At 72.6% G+C, this 17587-nt stretch carries 16 protein-coding genes; 3 read left to right on the plus strand and 13 right to left on the minus strand.

Annotated features, from left to right (window positions below; all coding sequences use genetic code 11):
* Positions 1 to 14 precede the first annotated feature (14 nt).
* Entirely contained in the window at positions 15 to 1592 is a 1578-nt protein-coding gene (norR, locus tag LRM40_RS18630; RefSeq protein WP_231067903.1) for a nitric oxide reductase transcriptional regulator NorR, read from the minus strand.
* 151 nt (positions 1593 to 1743) lie between these two features.
* Here norR and ytfE point away from each other — a divergent pair, with 151 nt between their 5' ends.
* Both ytfE and LRM40_RS18640 read left to right on the plus strand, forming a co-directional pair.
* Entirely contained in the window at positions 1744 to 2475 is a 732-nt protein-coding gene (ytfE, locus tag LRM40_RS18635) for an iron-sulfur cluster repair protein YtfE (protein ID WP_151125913.1), read from the plus strand.
* Positions 2476 to 2508: 33 nt separating this feature from the next.
* Entirely contained in the window at positions 2509 to 3303 is a 795-nt protein-coding gene (locus LRM40_RS18640) for a Crp/Fnr family transcriptional regulator (RefSeq protein WP_151125914.1), read from the plus strand.
* Between the two features lie 2 nt (positions 3304 to 3305).
* On the opposite strand, the gene ubiT is transcribed toward LRM40_RS18640, so the two are convergent.
* From ubiT to LRM40_RS18670, 6 genes are all read right to left on the minus strand, one after another.
* A complete protein-coding gene (ubiT, locus tag LRM40_RS18645) occupies positions 3306 to 3827 on the minus strand; it encodes a ubiquinone anaerobic biosynthesis accessory factor UbiT (RefSeq protein ID WP_151125915.1) in 522 nt (173 codons plus the stop codon).
* Positions 3824 to 4801: a ubiquinone anaerobic biosynthesis protein UbiV gene (gene ubiV, locus LRM40_RS18650; protein WP_151125916.1), complete on the minus strand. Its 978-nt coding sequence runs from the start codon at positions 4799 to 4801 to the stop codon at positions 3824 to 3826. Before ubiV ends, ubiT begins: the two co-directional genes overlap by 4 nt.
* Positions 4802 to 4806: 5 nt before the next feature.
* Positions 4807 to 5844, minus strand: coding sequence for a ubiquinone anaerobic biosynthesis protein UbiU (gene ubiU / locus LRM40_RS18655; RefSeq protein ID WP_151125917.1), 1038 nt, complete (start codon positions 5842 to 5844; stop codon positions 4807 to 4809).
* 101 nt (positions 5845 to 5945) lie between these two features.
* Complete coding sequence (locus LRM40_RS18660; RefSeq protein ID WP_151125918.1) at positions 5946 to 6359, minus strand: putative zinc-binding protein; 414 nt, start codon at positions 6357 to 6359, stop codon at positions 5946 to 5948.
* The gene (locus tag LRM40_RS18665; RefSeq protein WP_151125923.1) at positions 6360 to 6905 is read right to left on the minus strand and encodes a hemerythrin domain-containing protein; all 546 of its coding nucleotides are present in this window, start codon (positions 6903 to 6905) and stop codon (positions 6360 to 6362) included.
* Between the two features lie 37 nt (positions 6906 to 6942).
* Positions 6943 to 8130, minus strand: coding sequence for an NnrS family protein (locus LRM40_RS18670; RefSeq protein ID WP_151125919.1), 1188 nt, complete (start codon positions 8128 to 8130; stop codon positions 6943 to 6945).
* Positions 8131 to 8262: 132 nt separating this feature from the next.
* On the opposite strand from LRM40_RS18670, the gene LRM40_RS18675 reads away from it, so the two are divergent.
* The gene (locus tag LRM40_RS18675; RefSeq protein WP_151125920.1) at positions 8263 to 9360 is read left to right on the plus strand and encodes a TRAP transporter substrate-binding protein; all 1098 of its coding nucleotides are present in this window, start codon (positions 8263 to 8265) and stop codon (positions 9358 to 9360) included.
* 22 nt (positions 9361 to 9382) lie between these two features.
* Here the strand turns inward: LRM40_RS18675 and kdpE are convergent, their stop codons facing one another.
* Genes kdpE through kdpF form a run of 6 tightly spaced genes read right to left on the minus strand, consistent with a single transcriptional unit; the run spans position 9383 to position 17508 of the window.
* Positions 9383 to 10084 carry a two-component system response regulator KdpE gene (kdpE, locus tag LRM40_RS18680; protein WP_151125921.1) on the minus strand — a complete coding sequence of 234 codons (702 nt, stop codon included), beginning with the start codon at positions 10082 to 10084 and terminating at the stop codon, positions 9383 to 9385.
* A gap of 10 nt (positions 10085 to 10094) precedes the next feature.
* Positions 10095 to 12815 carry a DUF4118 domain-containing protein gene (locus LRM40_RS18685; RefSeq protein WP_231067904.1) on the minus strand — a complete coding sequence of 907 codons (2721 nt, stop codon included), beginning with the start codon at positions 12813 to 12815 and terminating at the stop codon, positions 10095 to 10097.
* Between the two features lie 7 nt (positions 12816 to 12822).
* A complete protein-coding gene (gene kdpC, locus LRM40_RS18690) occupies positions 12823 to 13488 on the minus strand; it encodes a potassium-transporting ATPase subunit KdpC (protein ID WP_151124373.1) in 666 nt (221 codons plus the stop codon).
* 23 nt (positions 13489 to 13511) lie between these two features.
* Positions 13512 to 15587, minus strand: coding sequence for a potassium-transporting ATPase subunit KdpB (gene kdpB / locus LRM40_RS18695; RefSeq protein ID WP_151124374.1), 2076 nt, complete (start codon positions 15585 to 15587; stop codon positions 13512 to 13514).
* Between the two features lie 11 nt (positions 15588 to 15598).
* Complete coding sequence (gene kdpA / locus LRM40_RS18700) at positions 15599 to 17392, minus strand: potassium-transporting ATPase subunit KdpA (RefSeq protein WP_151124375.1); 1794 nt, start codon at positions 17390 to 17392, stop codon at positions 15599 to 15601.
* Positions 17389 to 17508 (minus strand): K(+)-transporting ATPase subunit F, encoded by a 120-nt coding sequence (gene kdpF, locus LRM40_RS18705; protein WP_231067905.1) that lies wholly within the window; start codon positions 17506 to 17508, stop codon positions 17389 to 17391. Before kdpF ends, kdpA begins: the two co-directional genes overlap by 4 nt.
* Between the last annotated feature and the right edge of the window lie 79 nt (positions 17509 to 17587).

The following is a 17587-nucleotide window of genomic DNA, read 5'->3' on the forward strand; positions in this document are numbered from 1 at the left end:
CGGCTCGGGAGGGGCTACTTCAGCCCCAGCCGACGGGCCAGCTTGTGCAGGTTGCTCGGGTCCACGCCCAGCGCCCGGGCCGCCTGGGCCCAGTTGCCCTGGGCCGCGTCCAGCGCCGCGCGGATGCTCTGCGCCTGGGCCTGGCGGGCCGCCTGCCGTGGCGGCAGGGCCGGCCGGGCCGGATCGACCGGCAGGCCCTCGGACGGCGTGGCCGCCGGCAGGCCTGCGGTGCCCGCCGCGGCCGGCGCTTCGATGCCCAGCAGCGCCGCCCCGACCGAGGCGATGCGGTCGCGGTCCTGGGCCTGCACGCCGGCGCGCAGGGCCGCGCGGCCGATCACGTGCTCCAGTTCGCGCACATTGCCCGGCCAGTCGTAGGCCAGCAGCGCCTGCTCGGCCGGTGGGTCCAGGCGCAGGCCGCGCAGGCCCAGGCGGGCGCGGTTGATCTCCAGGAAGCGCCCGGCCAGCGGCAGGATGTCGTCGCGCCGCTCGCGCAGCGGCGGGATGGGCAGCGGATAGACCGACAGCCGGTGGTACAGGTCGGCCCGGAAGCGGCCGTCGCGCACGGCGGCCCGCAGGTCGCGGTTGGTGGCGGCGATGAAGCGGACGTCCACCTTGCGCGGCCGGTCCGAGCCCAGGCGCTGGATCTCGCCGTTCTGCAGCGTGCGCAGCAGCTTGGCCTGCAGCACCAGCGGCAGCTCGCCCACCTCGTCCAGGAACAGGGTGCCGCCCTGCGCTGCCTCCACCCGCCCGGGGCGGTCGCTGGTGGCGCCCGAGAAGGCGCCCTTCACATGGCCGAACAGCTCGCTCTCGGCCAGGGTTTCGGGCAGGGCCGCGCAGTTGACCAGCACCAGCGGCTGATCGCTGCGGGCCGAGAGCCGGTGCAGGCGCCGGGCGAACAGCTCCTTGCCCACCCCCGTCTCGCCCAGCAGCAGCACCGGCAGCTCACTGCGGGCCACCACCTGCGTCTCCTCCAGCAGGCGGTGCATCACCTCGCTGTGGGCCACGATCTCCAGATCGTCGCCGCCCGTGCCGGCCAGGGCGGGCTCGTCTTCGCGCGCCCGCGCGGCCCAGGCGCGGGCCTGGCGCAGGTCCTGGTTCTCGCGCTCCAGGCGGCTCACGCGCACGGCGGTCTCCACCAGGGGCAGCAGGCGGTTGAGCCGCTCGCGGTCCGTCGGGCTGAAGCGGCCCGGGCGCAGGCCGTCCAGGGTCAGCACGCCCCAGGTCCGGCCTTCCTGCAGCAGGCGCATGCCCATGCAGTCGTGCACCGGCAGCGGTTGGCCGGGGTGGCCTTCCACCAGGCCGTCATAGGGGTCGGGCAGGCGGCTGTCGGCTTCGAAGGCCACCACCTCGCGCGAGGCCACGATGGCCGCCAGGCGCGGCTGCTCCGACAGCAGGAAGCGCCGGCCCATGGCGTCGCGCGTCAGGCCCACCGCCACCACCGGGCGCAGACAGGGGGCCTCCCCCGGCTCCAGGGCCAGGATCACCACGGCGTCGCACTGGAAGTCCGCCCGCACCGCGGCGGCCAGGCGCTGCAAGCGCATGCCCGCCGGCAGTTGCACGGTCAGGTCACTGAGCAGAAGGGCGAGGTCCATGGTGCATTAAACCATTTCGGGTTGTTTTTACCCTGAATCCGCCAGGGTCAAAACAACCCTGAATGCGCCAAGTGCTTGATTCATCGGGGCTCAAGCCCTGGCCCGGGCCTTGCCATGGAGAAGGCATCTTCACCCGTCGAGAAAGCACACGATGAGCTCCTCCGCCTTCCTGGACCGTTCCCTGGGCGACCTGGCCCGCAGCATCCCCGGCGCCACCGCCATCTTCCATCGCCACCAGCTGGACTTCTGCTGCGGCGGCAAGCAGAGCCTGCGCGACGCCCTGGCCCCGCTGGGCCTGGATCCGGAGCCGATCACCGACGCCCTGCTGGCCTTGCAGGATCAGCCCGGGTCCGAGGCCATCGACTGGCGTGGCGCCACCGCTTCCGAGCTGATCGACCACATCCTGGCGCGCTACCACGAGCGCCACCGCGAGCAGCTGCCGGAGCTGGTGCGCCTGTCGCGCCGGGTCGAGACGGTGCATGCCGACCGCCCCGAATGTCCGCACGGCCTGGCCGACCACCTGGAGGAGATGCTGCAGGAGCTCGAGAGCCACATGCAGAAGGAGGAGCAGATCCTCTTTCCGCTGATCGCCCAGGGCATGTCGCCCACCGGGCTGCCGCCGGTGGAGGTGATGCGCTTCGAGCACGACCAGCACGGCCAGTCGCTGGCGCAGATGGTGAGCCTGGCCCACGGCCTGGCCATGCCGCGCGGCGCCTGCAACACCTGGCGTGCCCTGCTGGCCGGCCTGCAGACCCTGCGCGAGGACCTGATGCAGCACATCCACCTGGAGAACAACGTGCTGTTCGAGGGCCTGAACGCCCCCGAGGCGGCCACCGAGGGCGGCTGCGGCGGGGCCTGCGCCTGCGCCGGCGCAGCCGCCTGATCGCCATCCACCATCCCGCAAGGAGCCCTCGCCATGGTCTGTTCCGAACCGGATTGCCAGCTGATCGCCCGGGCGCTGGCCCCCAGTGTCATCCCGTCCGAAGCCTGTGACCGCCTGCTGCAGGCCGCCTGCGTGATCGACGTGCCGATCGGCCTGATCCAGCACCCGACGCCGGCCAAGCCGCTGCCCTCGCTGTGGCTGCTGCGGCGCGGGCAGCTGGCGGCCGGCGGGCTGGACCGCCGGGGCCGCTTCACCGAGCTGTTCCGGGTGCAGGCCGGCGAGTGGGTGGATGTGTTCGGCGCCCTGGCTCTCCAGCCCGCCTGGTTCCGCTCGCTGATGGCCACCGAGCCCAGCGAACTGCTGGCGCTGCCCATCGACGCGGTGCTGCGCATCGCCCAGCAGCATCCGGCCGTGGGCCTGGCCTTCGGACAGGTGCTGGCCGGGCAGGCCCAGGCGCTGCGCGACGGGCTGACCGACGCCCGCACCCGCGGCCTGGCTGCCCGCCTGGCGCGACGCATCCTGGACGAGACGGCCGGCCGGGACGGTGCGCCCCAGCCGGTGTGGCAGATGGCGGTGCGCAAGCAGCAGCTGGCCCAGCAGCTCGGCGTGACCTCCGAGGCCCTGTCCCGCTCGCTGCGCCAGCTCAGCGAACAGCAGCTGATCGCGGTGCGGCGTTACGAGATCCAGGTGCTCAACCGGGTCATGCTGCAGTACCTCAGCGAGTCCCGCGGCCCCATGCCGACGGTGACCGCCGCGCGCGGCAGCACGCGCCGGGCTCCGCTGCGCGAGGTGCGCGCACACGCCGCCGGCCTGGCCCTCGCGGCCTGAGTTCAGCCCCGCGCCGAGGACGGCGCGGTGGGCCGGACCGGCCACACCGGCCCCAGTGCATCCAGCGAGTTCTTCAGCAGCAGACCCAGCTCGGTGTCGCCCTCCATCACCAGCACGCGATCGAAGAACAGGCGGTCCGGGTCGTCCAGCCCGCGGGCCAGGCGCCACCAGCCGGCGGCCCGCGCGGCGATTCGCAACGCGGTCTCGCGTTCGTCGCCTGCGGCGTCGAAGCCACCGGCGCGCCCGCGCAGCCGCAGCCGCCAGCCCAGGTCGCTCACCTCCAGGGCGATCACGCGCCCCTGCAGACCCTGCCGCAGCTCCTCGGGCAGCCGAGGCCACAGACCCTGGTTGAGCAGCACCGCCAGGCCCTGCGATGGCGGCCTGCTGGGCAGGTGGCGCAGCCAGCCCGCCACCCGCGTCTGCGGGCCGGCCCAGGCGGCTGGCAGCGGGGGCAGGGCGTCGATGCGGCGGGCCAGGGCATCGAGCGGGGCCCGCAGGCGGGCAGGGAAGAACAGCGGATTCATGCAGGCATCTCCGAAGGCAGGCTCACGTGGCTCACCATGCCGGCCTGGCCGAAGGCGTAGCCCGACACCAGGGGCTGGGGCACACCCAGGTCGGCCCAGGCCGCCATGCGCGGTGCCGCCGCGGCCCCCTGGTTGAACACGGCCTCGAAATCGGTCAGCACCTGGCCGAAGCCCCTGGCCTGGGGCGAGAGCCGCAGGCGCCGTGCCCCGGTGGCGGCCAGCGCCGTGCCGTGGGGCAGCAGGCAATGCACGCCGGCCGATTGGGTCTGGGTGCCGTTGAGCACCAGGAAGTCCTCGCCCTCGCCGCTGCGCACCAGGCGGCCGTCCGGGTCGTCCCCGCAGGGGAAGCCGCACTGGTCCTTGGGCACGCCGTGCTGGCGCGCGGTGAAGCAGCGCGCCGAGAAGGACAGCGGCAGGCGGCCGAAGGCCCAGACCTCGGTCTCGATGGGCTGCTGCGCCCAGCCGGTCACCGGATGCTCGGGCGGCTGGATGCAGGCCAGCGCCTCCAGCGACAGCTCCACCGGCGGCACCCAACGCACCACGCCCAGGTCGGCATGCTCCTGCAGCGCGCGGTGGTTGTAGATGTTGATGTGCGGCCCCAGCACCAGCGGCACGCGGCCCTGCAGCAGGGCCAGGGCCGAGGCATCGCCGGCCTCCACCCAGTGGCCGGTCTCGGCACCCAGGCGCTCGATCTGTCGCAGGTCGGCCTCGGTCTCGACCAGGGTCTGGGTGGCCTGCACCACCTGCTTGCCGGCCTGGGCCAGCTCGCGGCCGAGGGCCAGCCAGTCCTCCAGACGCATCTGGCGCCGGCGGGCGCACACCACCTCGCCCAGCACGATGCAGTCCGCCGGCGAATCGGCCAGCTCGGCATAGAAGGCCAGCAGCCGCTCGCGCGGCCAGAGGTACTGCACCGGCCCGACGGTCAGGCCCCAGCGGCGCCCGCCGGGGGTGGAAAGAGAAGAGCGGTCGTTCATGGCAATCAGCGCCAGGGGCGCTCGAAGGCGCCCAGGGTGGTCTGCGCCCCCTCGGCATGGCGGGACAGGGCCTGTTGCCAGGCCGGATCGGGGGTGAAGGGGCGGCCGTCTTCCACGGCGGCGCAGGCGCGGTCCAGCGCGGCGCGCCAGGCCCGGGTCACCTCGCCCACATAGGCGGCGCTGCGCTGCCGGCCTTCGATCTTGAAGGCGCGCACACCCATCTGGACCAGCCTGGGCAGCAACTCCAGCGTGTTCAGGCTGGTGGGTTCTTCCAGCACGTGCGAGCGCTGCCCTGCCACGTCGAAGCGCCCCTTGCACAGCGTGGGATAGCCCCGCGGTTCCTCGGGCCCGTAATGGTCGATCAGCACACCGTTGAGCCGGGCGCTGACACCACCGCCGCGCTCCTGCCAGCGCACCGCCGAGGCCGGCGAGCAGACGCCGGCATTGTTGGGCGACTGGCCAGTGGCGTAGGACGACAGGGCGCAGCGCCCCTCCACCATCACGCACAGGCTGCCGAAGGCGAAGACCTCGATCTCCACCGAGGTGCCGGCGATGATGCGCGCGATCTGCTCGGCCGCCACCACCCGGGGCAGCACGGCCCGCTGCACGCCGTAGCGCTGGCGGTAGTGCTCGATGGCGGCGTGGCTGGTGGCCGAGGCCTGCACCGACAGGTGCAGCCGCAGGCCCGGCAGGCGGTCGCGGCAGTGGCCCATCACCGCGGTGTCGGCCACGATCAGGGCATCGGCCCCGAGTTCGGCGGCCTTGTCGGCGGCGGCGAACCACGGACCGGGCCGGCGCGCATCGGCAAAGGTGTTCAGGGCCATCAGCACCTGCACCCCGTGGCGGTGCGCCAGGGCCACGCCCTCGCGGATCTGCGTGTCGGTGAAGTTCAGGCCGGCGAAGTTGCGGGCGTTGGTCGCGTCCTTCAGGCCCAGGTAGACGGCGTCGGCGCCGGCATCCACGGCGGCCTCCAGGGCGCGCAGGCTGCCGGCGGGGCACACCAGATGGGGGCGTGCGCGCTCGGTGGGAGTGGGGTGTTGCATCGGGGAGCCGCGCGAAGGCGGGTCACTGCGGAAGACGGCAGTCTCCCGATGTGCTGCCAGCGTGGTTTTGCGTCAGCGCAAGCCGGCCGCCCCCGCGAGGCTCAATCCCCGGTCGGCGGACCGGATGGCAATTCGTCCAGCAGCGCGTGGCACTGGCTCATCAGATGAGCTGCCTGGGACGGGTCGAAGTCCTCGTGCTGGCGTTTGTGCACGCCGGCTTCCCACAGGGCCAGGTGGTGGCTGGGGGCCACGCCGTGGCGGGCCAGGGCCTGGCGGGCGCAACTCAGCGGGCAGCCGTCGATGACCAGCACCGGGCGCTGTCGGGTCGCGGCATCCACCGCCACCCTCACCAGCGCGGGCACGTCACCGCCCACCCCTGCAATGCAGGACATCTCGGCCCGCCCTTCGCGGTCCAGGCGCACCGCCAGGTGGTTGGCCAACTGGGCGGCGCTGGAGCAGCCGGAGCAGGCATAGACCAGGGGCAGGGCGGCGCGCCGCACGGGTCTGGCCGGCATTCAGACGGCCTCGCCGCGCCGCCGCCGCATGGCCAGCCCGATCTCGGCCAGCACGGCAGGGTCGATCAGCCGCTCGGCCATGGGCAGAAGCTCCGTTTCCTCGCGGGCGATGTGGCGCTCATAGAGGGCGCAGAAGGCCTCCACCGCGGTCGCGTCCAGCGCGGCCGGCCGCCCTGCGGCGATCTCGGTCAGCGCAGCCCGCAGCGTGGTCCATTGCTGCTCGAAGCGGCGGTGGTCGGCCTTCAGGCCGTCGGTCAGTTCGCGCAGGCACACCGCGTCGGAGCCAGCCATCGATTCCAGCAGCGCGGGGAAGAGGTCGGCCTCCTCGTCGGCATGGTGCTTTGGGCCGGCCAGATCGAAGTAGCGCAGTACCGCGGTGGCGGCCTCGGCCGCGGCGCGGTCCGGGCCGTGGGCCGCCAGGTGGGGCGGCAGGCGCTGCAGGGTGGCGCACTGGTCCTCCACCCTGCGGTGGCATTCGGCCAGCATGGCCAGCGGGGTGTCGAAGCCCACCGCGGCCGCCTCGGCGCCCGGCAGGGAGATGCTCATCAAACGGGCCATCGTGGCTCCTGGTTGCGGGGCGGGTTCAGCCGGGTTGGCCATCCAGCCGCGGGCGGCTGAGGATGCCGACGTAGCGGGCCAGGTAGGCGAGGAAGGCCAGCACCCACAGCGTGGCCGACAGATGCACCGCCGCCAGCAGGCCGGACGGCCACAGCAGGGGCACGGCCACCCGCACCAGCGCGGCACCCAGCATGGCGACGAAGGCCGTGGTCTCGAAGGGGCCGGCCTGCAGCGGCCGACCGGTGTGGCCCAGCGCGGTGCGGGTGATCATGCCGATCGTCATGCCGCCGATGGTGCCCAGCGTGAGCGCGTGGGTGGCCGGGCCGAGGGGCCAAGCCTCCAGCGTGGCGCCGGCGCGCAGCAGCAGGTGCAGCGGCAGCCACAGATAGGCCGCATGCAGCACCCACACCAGCGGGTGGCGCAGCGTGCGCCAGGGCTGCCACAGGGCCCAGCGGGCGGCGTGCAGCAGGGCCAGGCCCGACAGCAGCACGGCCAGGGGCAGGCCGTGCAGGCCCAGCGCGTCGGCGGCCATCAGCACCAGCACGCCGCCCAGCGCGGCCTTCTCCAGGCGCTCGTGGCGCCGGGCCTGCATGCCGGGCACGCCGTTGTTGCTGAACATGGGCACCACGCGCCCGGCCATCACCGCGATCATGAACAGCACCACGTCCAGCGCGATGGGCAGGCCCAGGCCTTCGGGCCAGGCCAGCCAGCCCAGCGCCTGCAGGTGCAGGCCCAGGCTGGCCAGCCCCAGGCCAACCAGCAGCAGGGGGAAGAAGTCGTTGCGGCGGTTGGGGCCAGCCCGCAGCGCCCGCCACAGGGCCCAGGCCGAGGCCCAGGCAAAGACCGCGTTGGCCAGGCCCGCGGCCAGCAGCCAGGGCGTGAAGCCCAGCACCCGGGCCAGCAGCCACAGCGCCGCCAGGGCCTGCAGGTGGCGCCCGGTGGGTGTGGGCTGGCCGGACCAGTTGCGCCCCGCGGTGAACAGAAAGCCCACCACGATGGCCAGGGTGTAGCCAAACACCATCTCGTGGGCATGCCAGGGCATGCCGCGGGTCCAACTGCCGAGGTGGCCGCTCATCTGCGCCGCCCACAACGGAATGGATAACACGGCCCACAGCGCGGCCAGCAGGTAGAAGGGCCGGAAACCCAGGGCCCACAGGGCCCAGCCGCCTCGCGGCGGCACGGGCGATTTGTGCTGGAGCAGGACAGTGGTCATGGCGTTAAAACATATATTTAATATGAATGTTAAAGCCGAAGCCCTTCACCGGCAAGCCGGCCCCCTCATCGCGGCGCGGAAATGGCGTACAAGGGCGGACCGCACACGACCTCTTTCCCGGAAGATCCGACCATGAGCCGCCGACAGTTTCTTGCGCAATCCGGTGCCATGGGGGGCGCCCTGGCCAGCCTGGCCGCCCCGGCGCTGGCCCAGACGGCCCACCCCGAGATCCGCTGGCGCGTGGCCTCCAGCTACCCGCGCAGCCTGACCGGCATCTTCAGCGCGATGGAGATGGTGGCCAAGCGGGTGGGCGAGCTCACCGGCGGCAAGTTCAACATCACCGTCCACCCGGCCGGCGAGCTGGTGCCGCCGCTGGGCGTGCTGGACGCGGTGCAGAAGGGCACGGTGGAGGCCGGCCACAGCGCCAGCTACTTCTACATCGGCAAGGACCCGGCCTTCGGCTTCCACACTGCCATGCCCTTCGGTCTGGGCCTGCGGGCCCAGAACGCCTGGCTCTACGAGGGCGGCGGCCAGGCCCTGATCGACGAGTTCCTGGCGCCCTATGGCGTTACCGTAATGGCGGTGGGCAACACCGGCGCCCAGATGGCCGGCTGGTACCGCAAGGAGATCAAGTCGGTGGCCGACCTCCAGGGCCTGAAGTTCCGCATCGGCGGCCTGGGTGGCATGGTGCTGGCCAAGCTGGGCGTGGTGCCGCAGCAGCTGGCCGCGGGCGACCTCTACCCCGCATTGGAGAAGGGCGTGATCGACGCGGCCGAGTTCGTCGGCCCGCTGGATGACGAGAAGCTGGGCCTGCAAAAGGTGGCCAGGTACTACTACTACCCGGGCTGGTGGGAGGGCTCGGCCACGCTGGGTCTGTTCGTCAACCTCAAGGCGCTCAACGCCCTGCCGGCGCTCTACCAGACGGCGCTGCGCACCGCCACGGCCGAGGCCAACCAGTGGCTGACGATGAAGTACGACCACGAGAACCCGCAGGCCCTGCGCCGCCTGGTGGCCGGCGGCGCCCAGCTGCGCGCCTTCCCCAAGGAGGTGACGCAGGCCGCCTTCGGCGCGGCCAACGAGCTCTACGCCGAGATGGCGGAGAAGAGCGCGCCCTTCAAGAAGATCCACGCCCACTGGGCCAGGTTCCGGTCCGAGCAGGTGATGTGGCAGCAGCTGTGCGACCTGCCCTTCGACAACCTGATGAGCGCGCTGCTGCGCGGCAAGGGCTGAGCCGGCCTTGTGTCTTTGAGCCTCAGCCCGTCAGGCCCACCAGCCGGTAGCCCACGCCGGTCTCGGTCAGCAGGTGCTGCGGCCGGGACGGGTCGGCCTCGATCTTCTTGCGCAGATTGGCCATGTGGACCCGCACGTAGTGGGTGTCCTCGCGGTGGCCGGGGCCCCACACCGCCTGCAGCAGCTGGGCGTGGGTGACGACCCGGTCGGGCTGAGACAGCAGGTGGGTCAGCAGCCGGTACTCGATGGGGGTGAGGTGCAGGGCCTCGCCCGCGCGCTGCACGCTGCGGTGCACCCGGTCCACCGTGATGTCGCCGAAGCGCTGCACCGGCTCGCCCTGGGCGCCCTGCTGGCTGTGGCGGCGCAGCTGGGCGCGCACCCGGGCCAGCAGCTCGCCGCTGCCGAAGGGCTTGACCAGATAGTCGTCGGCGCCGGCGTCCAGCGCGGCGATCTTGTCGGCCTCGCGGCTGCGGGCCGACAGCACGATCACCGGCACCGCCGACCACTGCCGCAGGTCGCGGATCAGGTCCACCCCGTCGCCGTCGGGCAGGCCCAGGTCCAGCACGATCAGCTCGGGCCGCCGGGTGCCGGCCTCGATCAGGCCGCGCTGCAGGCCGTCGGCGGTGTGCACCTCCAGCCCCTGGCTTTCCAGGGCCAGGCGGATGAAGCGCAGGATGTCGGCCTCGTCTTCGACGACCAGCACGCGGGGCAGGGGCTCGCTCATGGTCCGGATGCTAACCAGCCAGTGCGCTGCCGTCGTCGGTGGGCGGCTGGCCCACCGGCAGGCGCAGGGTGAAGCGGGCGCCGACGACCTGCTCGCCCTGCCGTCGGTTCTGCCCCTGGATGCGCCCGCCATGGGCCTGCACGATGGCGCGGCAGATGGCCAGGCCCAGGCCCACGCCCGGCGTGGCGCTTTCGCGCTGGCCGCGCTCGAACTTCTCGAACACCGCCTCCTCGCGCCCCGGGGGCAGGCCGGGGCCGTGGTCGTCCACCTGCACGATCACCTCCGCGCCCTCGCGCCGGGCACGGATCTCGATGGCGCTGCCGGCCGGCGTGTACTTGGCCGCGTTCTCCAGCAGGTTGACGAAGACGCGTTCGAACAGCGTGGCGTCCAGGGCCAGCAGCGGCAGGTCCTCGGCCAGCTGCACCGTGACCGGCCGCGTGCCCAGCAGCGCCTGGCACTCGGCCAGCGCGCTGCCCACCAGCTCCTCCAGCGGCAGCCAGTCGCGGCGCAGCTGCACCGCGCCGGCCTCCAGCCGGGCCATGTCCAGCAGGTTGCTGACCAGCGCACTCATGCGCCGGGCCGACTGCTGGATGGCCTGCACCGTCTGCTGCTGGGCCGGGGCCAGCGGCGGCTCGGTCCAGGCCAGGGTTTCCGACAGGCCCTGCAGCGAGGCCAGCGGCGTGCGCAGATCGTGCGACATGGCCGAGAGCAGCGAGTTGCGCAGCCGCTCCGACTCGATCTGCAGCGTGCTGGCCTGGGCCACGTCGATGTAGTGGATGCGTTCCAGCGAGATGGCCAGCAGCGAGGCGGCCGTCTGCAGCAGCTGGCGCTGGCCGGGGCCGGGGGCGGGCTCGCCCGCGGCCGGCTCCACGCACAGCACGCCGCGGCTGCGCATGGGTGCGCGCAGCGGCAGCATCAGGCAGGCACCGGCCGGCAGGGTGTCGGTGCCGCGGCCGGCGGGCTCACCGCGGTCGAAGGCCCACTGGGCCACGGCCATGTCCACCGCGGCCTTCCCGCCCGGCAGCGGGTGCAGGTGGCCCTCGTCGTCGGCGGCCAGCACGGTGACCTGGGCGCGGAACTCCGCGGTCAGGAAGCGGCTGCCGATCTCGGCCACCTGCTCGGGCTGCAGCGCGGCGGAGAGGTCGCGCGCCATCTCGTAGAGCCGGCGCATGCCGTGCTCGCGCCGCTGGGCCTCGTCGGCCTGGAAGCGCAGCCCCGCGGTGAGCTGGCCGATCACCAGCGCCACCACCAGCATCACCGCGAAGGTCAGCACGTACTGCACGTCACTGACCGCGAAGGAGTAGCGCGGCGGCACGAAGAAGAAGTCGAACAGGCCCACGCCGACGAAGGCCGCCAGCACCGCCGGGCTGCGGCCGTAGCGCAGGGCCACGCCCACCACGACCAGCAGGAAGAGCATCACGGTGTTGCTCAGCTCCAGCCAGGGCCGCAGCGGCGTGCACAACAGGGCGGTGAGGGCGCAGGCCGCCAGCGCGGCGCCATGGCCGCGCCAGTCGGGCGAGGCGGCGGCGGGCCGGCCGCCCCGGGGGGACGGGCCGCCGGTGTCGCGTGGCGCCGGCAGGGCCACCTGCAGCAGGTCCAGGTCCTCGGCCAGGGCGGCGACCTGCTCGGCCAGCGGGCGGCCCCAGGGCCGCCAGGCCCGCCAGCCGTGCCGGGGCCGGCGGCCGATCACCAGGCGCGAGAGGTTGTGCTCGCGGGCGTAGCGCACCAGGGCCGGGGCCAGCTCGGCCGCGGGCAGGGTGGCCACCTCGGCCCCCAGGTCCTGGGCCAGCTTGAGGCTGCGCTCCAGCCGGCGGCGCTGCGCCTCCGGCCGGCGGGCCGAGGCAGGGGTCTCCACATGCAGGGCGTGCCAGGGCAGGTCGAGCTGGGTGGCCAGGCGGGCGCAGCGGCGCAGCAGCTTCTCGGCCTCGGGGCTGTCGTCCACGCAGGCCAGCAGAGCCTCGCGGTTGGGCCACACCACCGGCACCGCGCTGCGCCGGCGCCAGTCCTGCATCTGCTCGTCCACCCGGTCCGCGGTGCGGCGCAGGGCCAGTTCGCGCAGGGCCAGCAGGTTGCCCTTGCGGAAGAAATGGGCGGCGGCGTGCTCGGCCTGGTGCGGCACATAGACCTTGCCGGCCTTCAGCCGGGCCAGCAGTTCGTCGGGCGGCAGGTCCACCACCACCACCTCGTCGGCGGCGTCGAACAGGCTGTCGGGCACGGTTTCCCAGACCCGCACGCCGGTGATGCCCGAGACGATGTCGTTCAGGCTCTCCAGGTGCTGGACGTTGACCGTCGTCCACACGTCCAGGCCGGCCTCCAGCAGTTCCTCCACGTCCTGCCAGCGCTTGGGGTGGCGCGAGCCGGGCGCGTTGCTGTGCGCCAGCTCGTCCAGCAGCAGCAGGGCGCCGGGGTGCTCGCGGCCGAAGGCCAGCGCGCCGTCCAGATCGAACTCGGCCAGCATCCGCCCGCGGTGGGGCACCTGGCGCAGCGGCAGGCGCGGCAGGCCCTGGGCCAAGGCCTCGGTCTCGGCGCGGCCATGGGCTTCGACCACGCCGACGGCCAGCGGCGTGCCGCCGGCCCGGGCCGCCTGGGCGGCCACCAGCATGGCGCAGGTCTTGCCCACGCCCGCGCTGGCGCCGAAGAAGATCTTCAGCCGGCCGCGCCGGGCCTGGGCTTCGTCGGCCTGAACCTGGCGCAGCAGGGCGTCGGGGTCGGGCCGGGTGTCGTCCGTCATCACAGGGTCAGGTCAGGGGGCGGGCTGGCGCAGCGGAGGCAGGGGAGGTGGTGGGGTAGCGCGCGTCCAGATCCAGGTTGAGCAGCAGCACGTTCACCCGCGGCTCGCCCAGGAACCCCAGCAGTATCCCCTCGGTGTGGCGGGCCACCAAGTCCTGCAGGGCGGCCACGGGCACGCCGCGCAGGCGGGCGATGCGGGGCAGCTGGTACTGGGCCGCGGCCAGGCTGATGTGCGGGTCCAGCCCGCTGGCGGAGGTGGTCACCAGGTCGATGGGCACCGGGGCGGTCTGGCCGGGGTCGGCCGCGTGCAGGGCCTGGATGCGGTCCTTCACCGCGGCCACCAGGGCCGGGTTGCTGGGGCCCAGGTTGGAGCCGCCCGAGTTGGCCGCGTTGTCGGGCATGGGGGTGGTGGCCGAGGGCCGGCCCCAGAAGTGCGCCGGGTCGCTGAAGGGCTGGCCGATCAGGCTGGAGCCGACGGCCCGGCCATCGCGCCAGACCAGGCTGCCGTTGGCGGGCTCGGCCAGGGTGGCCTGGGCCACGCCGGTGACGGCCAGCGGGTAGGCCAGGCCGGTGATGAGCGAGAGGGCGGCGAACAGCACCAGAGCCGGGCGCCACAGGCCTTCGGCGGGGGCGGTGGTGGCGGCGGCGCGGGGGGACGAAGCGAGGGTGTCCATGGAAGACTCCTTGGAAAGTGTGTTCAGGCCAGGCCCAGGCCGGCGATCAGCAGGTCGATGGCCTTGATGCCGATGAAGGGCACGATGACGCCGCCCAGGCCGTAGATCAGCAGGTTGCGGCGCAGCAGCAGGGCCGCGCCCACCGCACGGTAGGGCACGCCCTTCAAGGCCAGCGGGATCAGCGCGACGATGATCAGCGCGTTGAAGATCACCGCCGAGAGGATGGCCGAGGCCGGGCTGGCCAGGTGCATCACGTTGAGCGCGCCCAGCGCCGGGTAGGTGCTGACGAAGGCCGCCGGGATGATGGCGAAGTACTTGGCCACGTCGTTGGCGATGCTGAAGGTGGTCAGCGAGCCGCGGGTCATCAGCATCTGCTTGCCGGTCTCCACGATCTCGATCAGCTTGGTGGGGTTGCTGTCCAGGTCCACCATGTTGCCGGCCTCCTTGGCGGCCTGCGTGCCGGTGTTCATGGCCACCGCCACGTCGGCCTGGGCCAGCGCGGGGGCGTCGTTGGTGCCGTCGCCGGTCATGGCCACGAGGCGGCCGGCGGCCTGGTGTTCACGGATCAGGGCCAGCTTGGCCTCGGGCGTGGCCTCGGCCAGGAAGTCGTCCACCCCGGCCTCGGCGGCGATGGCGGCGGCGGTGAGCCGGTTGTCGCCGGTCACCATCACCGTCTGGATGCCCATGCGGCGCAGCTCGGCAAAGCGCTCGCGGATGCCGCCCTTGACGATGTCCTTGAGCTCCACCACGCCCAGGGCGCGGCGGCCATCGGCCACCACCAGCGGCGTGCTGCCACGGCGGGCGATGTCCTCCACGCTGGCCTGCAGCGCCGCGGGCCAGTCGCCGTCCAGCGTCTCCACATGGCGGCGCACCGCGTCGGCCGCGCCCTTGCGTAGTTGCCGCAGGCCGCCACCGGGCTGCGGCAAATCGGCCCCGCTCATGCGGCTCTGGGCGGTGAAGGGCACGAACGCGGCCTGCAGGCTGCCCAGCTCACGCTCGCGCAGATGGAAGCGCTGCTTGGCCAGCACCACGATGCTGCGGCCCTCAGGCGTCTCGTCGGCCAGCGAGGCCAGTTGGGCCGCGTCGGCCAGCGTCTGCTCGCTCACGCCCGGGGCCGGCACGAAGGCCGTGGCCTGGCGGTTGCCCAGGGTGATGGTGCCGGTCTTGTCCAGCAGCAGCACGTCCACGTCGCCGGCGGCTTCCACTGCCCGGCCTGAGGTGGCGATGACGTTGGCCTGCATCATGCGGCTCATGCCCGCCACGCCGATGGCCGAGAGCAGGCCGGCGATGGTGGTGGGGATCAGGCAGACCAGCAGGGCCACCAGCACCACCAGGCCCACCGGCTGGCCGGCGCCCGAGGCCTGCACGCTGAAGACGGAGTAGGGCAGCAGCGTGGCCACCACGCCCAGGAAGACGATGGTCAGCGCCACCAGCAGGATGGTCAGCGCGATCTCATTGGGCGTCTTCTGCCGCTTGGCGTTCTCCACCATCGCGATCATGCGGTCGACGAAGGTCTCGCCCGGGTTGACCGTGACGCGCACCACGATCCAGTCCGACAGCACGCGGGTGCCGCCGGTGACGGAGCTGAAGTCGCCGCCCGATTCGCGGATGACCGGGGCCGATTCGCCGGTGATGGCGCTCTCGTCCACCGAGGCCACACCGTCCACCACCTCGCCATCGGCCGGCACCACGTCGCCGGCCTCGATCAGCACATGCTCCTCCTTGCGCAGCGCGTCGGCCTCCAGCGGGTGCCATTGCAGCTGTTCACGCGGCAGGCCGCGCTGGTAGTGGGTCAGGCGCTTGGCCCAGGTCTGCCGCTTGAGGCCGCGCAGGCTGGCCGCCTGGGCCTTGCTGCGGCCCTCGGCCAGGGCCTCGGCGAAGTTGGCGAACAGCACGGTGAACCACAGCCACAGCGCCACGCCGAGGGTGAACAGGCTGGGCTGGGCGATGGCCAGGGCCGTGGTGAAGGCGCTGCCCACGTAGACGACGAACATCACCGGGTTGCGCCACTGCACCCGCGGGCTGAGCTTGCGCAGCGCGTCCAGCAGGGCCGGGCGCAGCAGCACGGGGTCGAAGAGTTTCAGGGTTTGGCGTGTCATGGGGGCCTCCTTCAATGCGCCCACAGGCTCAGGTGTTCCGCCACCGGGCCCAGGGCCAGGGCGGGCACGTAGTTCAGCAGGCCCACCAGCAGCACCGCGCCGATCAGCAGCACGATGAACAGCGGACCATGGGTGGGCAGGGTGCCCTCGGTCGCGGCCAGGCGCTTCTTGGCGGCCAGCGAACCGGCGATGGCCAGCACCGGCACGATGACGCCGAAGCGGCCCAGCGCCATGGCCACGGCCAGGCTCAGGTTGTAGAAGAGCGAGTTGGCCGACAGACCGGCAAAGGCGCTGCCGTTGTTGTTGGCCGCCGAGCTGAAGGCGTAGAGCACCTCCGAGAAGCCGTGCGCGCCCGGGTTGGCCAGGCCGGCGCTGCCGGCCTCGGTCAGCACCGCCAGGGCCGTGCCGCCCAGCACCAGCAGCGGGGTGACGAGGATGGCGATGGCCACCATCTTCATTTCGAAGGTCTCGATCTTCTTGCCCAGGTACTCGGGCGTGCGGCCGATCATCAGCCCGGCGATGAACACCGCCAGGATGGCGAAGACCAGCATGCCGTACAGGCCCGAGCCCACGCCGCCGAACACCACCTCGCCCAGCTGCATCAGCACCAGGGGCACGGCGCCCCCCAGCGGGGTGAAGGAATCGTGCATGGCGTTGACCGCGCCGCAGGACGCCGCGGTGGTGATGGTGGCGAACAGCGCGGAGGCGTTGATGCCGAAGCGCACCTCCTTGCCTTCCATGTTGCCGCCGCTCTGCAGCGCGCTGGCGGCCGGGTCGGTGCCCAGCGCGCTCAGCAGCGGGTTGCCCTGCTGCTCGGCCACCGTGGCCAGCACGGCCATGACCACGAAGATCGCCGTCATCGCGCCCAGCAGCGCCCAGCCCTGGCGGGCGTCGCCCACCATGCGGCCGAAGACGAAGCACAGCGCCGCCGGGATCAGGAAGATGCTGAGCATCTGCAGGAAGTTGGACAGCGGCGTCGGGTTCTCATACGGGTGGGCCGAGTTGGCGTTGAAGAAACCGCCGCCGTTGGTGCCCAGCATCTTGATGGCCAGCTGCGAGGCCACCGGGCCCATGGCCAGGGTCTGGTGCGCGTCCTGCTTGTCGTCCAGCACCGGCTGGCCCTGGGCGTCCTTCAGCGGCTGGCCATCGGTGCCCAGGCGGGGCTCCTGCCAGTGCACGGTCTCCACGGTCTGCACGGTGTTGTAGGGGCTGAAGTTCTGGATCACCCCCTGGCCCACCAGCACCAGCGCAAACACGAAGGACAGCGGCAGCAGCACCCACAGCGTGGCGCGGCTCAGGTCGGCCCAGACATTGCCGATCGCCTGGGCCGAGTGGCGCGCGAAGCCGCGCACCAGCGCCACCACCACCGCGATGCCGGTGGCCGCCGAGAGGAAGTTCTGCACCGTCAGCGCCAGCATCTGGGTCAGGTAGCTCAGGGTGGCCTCGCCGCCGTAGGCCTGCCAGTTGGTGTTGGTGACGAAGCTGATGGCGGTGTTGAAGGCCAGGTCCGGCGCCACCGCCGGCATCTGCTGCGGGTTGAAGGGCAGGGCGGCCTGCCAGCGCTGCAGCAGGTACACCGCCACGACACCCAGGCCATTGAACAGGAGCAGGCCGAGGGTGTAGCGCTTCCAGCCGGCTTCTTGTTGCGGCCGCACGCCGGCCAGGCGGAACAGCGGCGCCTCCAGCCGGTTCAGCCAGCCCAGGCGGCCGGCCATCGCCGCGTCGATCCAGCGCGCCAGCGGCCAGGCCAGCACGCCCAGCGCCGCCAGAAAGGCGGCGAGTTGCATCCAGGCCGCGGTGTTCATGAGAAGTCCTCCGGCCGCAGCAGGGCGGCGATGAGGTAGATCAGCAGACCGACCGCCAGTGCGGCGGCGGTCCATTCGAAGACGGGCATGACAACCTCCATGTCGATGAAGGTCATGCTAGGAAGCGGGCCATCAAGCCGTGGACAAGAATCGGCCCTCCCGCATCAAGAATGCATCAAGACCGCCCTGCGTGTC

The organism is Ideonella dechloratans (assembly GCF_021049305.1).
In the GTDB taxonomy this organism is placed as follows: Bacteria; Pseudomonadota; Gammaproteobacteria; order Burkholderiales; family Burkholderiaceae_C; genus Ideonella; species Ideonella dechloratans.

Bases quoted from the DNA above. Each gene is read 5' to 3' on its own strand.
- ubiV (WP_151125916.1), bottom strand. From the start codon at position 4,801: ATGAACGACCGCTCTTCTCTTTCCACCCCCGGCGGGCGCCGCTGGGGC.
- LRM40_RS18660 (WP_151125918.1), bottom strand. From the start codon at position 6,359: ATGCCGGCCAGACCCGTGCGGCGCGCCGCCCTGCCCCTGGTCTATGCC.
- kdpA (WP_151124375.1), bottom strand. From the start codon at position 17,392: ATGAACACCGCGGCCTGGATGCAACTCGCCGCCTTTCTGGCGGCGCTG.
- LRM40_RS18640 (WP_151125914.1), top strand. From the start codon at position 2,509: ATGGTCTGTTCCGAACCGGATTGCCAGCTGATCGCCCGGGCGCTGGCC.
- ytfE (WP_151125913.1), top strand. From the start codon at position 1,744: ATGAGCTCCTCCGCCTTCCTGGACCGTTCCCTGGGCGACCTGGCCCGC.
- LRM40_RS18685 (WP_231067904.1), bottom strand. From the start codon at position 12,815: ATGACGGACGACACCCGGCCCGACCCCGACGCCCTGCTGCGCCAGGTT.
- LRM40_RS18670 (WP_151125919.1), bottom strand. From the start codon at position 8,130: ATGACCACTGTCCTGCTCCAGCACAAATCGCCCGTGCCGCCGCGAGGC.
- kdpC (WP_151124373.1), bottom strand. From the start codon at position 13,488: ATGGACACCCTCGCTTCGTCCCCCCGCGCCGCCGCCACCACCGCCCCC.
- ubiU (WP_151125917.1), bottom strand. From the start codon at position 5,844: ATGCAACACCCCACTCCCACCGAGCGCGCACGCCCCCATCTGGTGTGC.
- norR (WP_231067903.1), bottom strand. From the start codon at position 1,592: ATGGACCTCGCCCTTCTGCTCAGTGACCTGACCGTGCAACTGCCGGCG.
- LRM40_RS18675 (WP_151125920.1), top strand. From the start codon at position 8,263: ATGAGCCGCCGACAGTTTCTTGCGCAATCCGGTGCCATGGGGGGCGCC.
- kdpF (WP_231067905.1), bottom strand. From the start codon at position 17,508: ATGACCTTCATCGACATGGAGGTTGTCATGCCCGTCTTCGAATGGACC.
- ubiT (WP_151125915.1), bottom strand. From the start codon at position 3,827: ATGAATCCGCTGTTCTTCCCTGCCCGCCTGCGGGCCCCGCTCGATGCC.
- LRM40_RS18665 (WP_151125923.1), bottom strand. From the start codon at position 6,905: ATGAGCATCTCCCTGCCGGGCGCCGAGGCGGCCGCGGTGGGCTTCGAC.
- kdpE (WP_151125921.1), bottom strand. From the start codon at position 10,084: ATGAGCGAGCCCCTGCCCCGCGTGCTGGTCGTCGAAGACGAGGCCGAC.
- kdpB (WP_151124374.1), bottom strand. From the start codon at position 15,587: ATGACACGCCAAACCCTGAAACTCTTCGACCCCGTGCTGCTGCGCCCG.